Genomic DNA, 1462 nt, shown 5'->3' on the forward strand with positions numbered 1-1462 from the left:
ATGCGGCTGCTGCGCGGCGGGGATGGCTCGGCGGAGCGGAAAGCACGGCGAGGCCGCGTCTACGACGCGGCCATGCGCGAGGCGCTGATCGTGTTGTGGGAAGCGTCCGACCGGGTTTGCGGCAAGCGGCTGCGGCCGCTGCTGCCGGTGCTGGTCGAGGCTATGGAACGGCACGGCCACTTGCGGCTCGCGCCGGAGGTGCGGATCGGGGTGCTGGCGATGAGCGCGGCGACGATCGACCGCCTGCTGCGGGATGCCCGGACGCGGGCTGGCGGCAAGCCGCGGCGTCGGACGCCGCCCTCGGCCGCGGTGCGGCGGAGCGTGCCGGTGCGGACCTTCTCCGATTGGCAGGACCCGGCGCCGGGCTTCTTCGAAGCCGACCTGGTGGCGCACAGCGGGCCGACATCCCGGGGCAGCCATGTGCAGACGCTGGTGCTGACCGACATCGCCTCGGGCTGGACCGAGTGCGCGCCGCTGCTGGTGCGCGAGCAGGTGCTGGTGACGGAGGTCCTGGACGAGGTGCGCCGGGTGCTGCCCTTCGCGCTGCTCGGGTTCGACACCGACAACGACACCGCCTTCATGAACGAGACCGTCCGTGATTACTGCACCGGCGCGGGGGTCGAATTCACCCGGTGCCGCCCGTACCGCAAGAACGACCAGGCCCACGTCGAGCAGAAGAACGGCGCCGTGGTGCGGCGGATGGTGGGGTACCGGCGGCTCGAGGGGCTGGAGGCCGCAGCGGCGTTGGCGGATCTGTACCGGCCGGTGCGGCTGTTCGTGAACTTCTTCCAGCCCTCGTTCAAGCTGGCGGAGAAGTCGCGCGACGGCGCGGTGGTGCGGAAGCGGTATCACGCACCGGCCACACCTCACCAGCGGCTGCTCGAGGACGCGCGGGTGTCGGACGAGGTCCGGGCGCGTCTGCGGTCCATGGCCTCGGGTCTGGATCCGGTGCAGCTGCTGCGCGACATCCGTGCGGCGCAGCAGCGTCTTGTCGAGATCGCCGACCGGACCGGCGTCGGCGAGCATGGGGCGCCGACGCAGCCGACCTTGGAGGAGTTCCTCAAGGGCTTGCGTACGGCTTGGCGCGGAGGCGAGGTGCGCCCGACGGCGCAGGCGAAATCCAAGGCGAAGAGAGGGCGTCGGCGGCCGGATCCGTTCGCCTCGGTGACGGCGCGGCTGCACGAGTGGTTCTGTGCCGAGCCCTGGCTGACCTCCCGGGAGTTGCTGATCCGGTTGCAGGCGGATGTGCCGGACACCTACCCGGAGAAGCTGCTGCGGACCCTGCAGCGCCGCGTGAAGCAATGGCGGGGCGAGGCGGCCCGCCGGCTGGTGTTCGGGGCAGGCCCCGGCGATGCTGTCGGGAGCGGGAGTGTGGCAATGAGAGCGCCCCACGCGGCAACGGGTGCAGCGGATGCGGCAACGGGGATGGCAGACTGAGGCAGCGGCGGCACCTCGGGAGCAA

The 1462-nt window shown here is 71.8% G+C and carries 1 protein-coding gene; it reads left to right on the forward strand.

Annotated features, from left to right (window positions below):
- On the forward strand, positions 1-1437 hold a 1437-nt coding region (locus ABD067_RS26295; protein WP_343898401.1), incomplete at its 5' end, for an ISNCY family transposase.
- Between the last annotated feature and the right edge of the window lie 25 nt (positions 1438-1462).

The sequence above is a fragment of the Craurococcus roseus genome (genome assembly GCF_039523795.1).
Taxonomy (GTDB): Bacteria; Pseudomonadota; Alphaproteobacteria; order Acetobacterales; family Acetobacteraceae; genus Craurococcus; species Craurococcus roseus.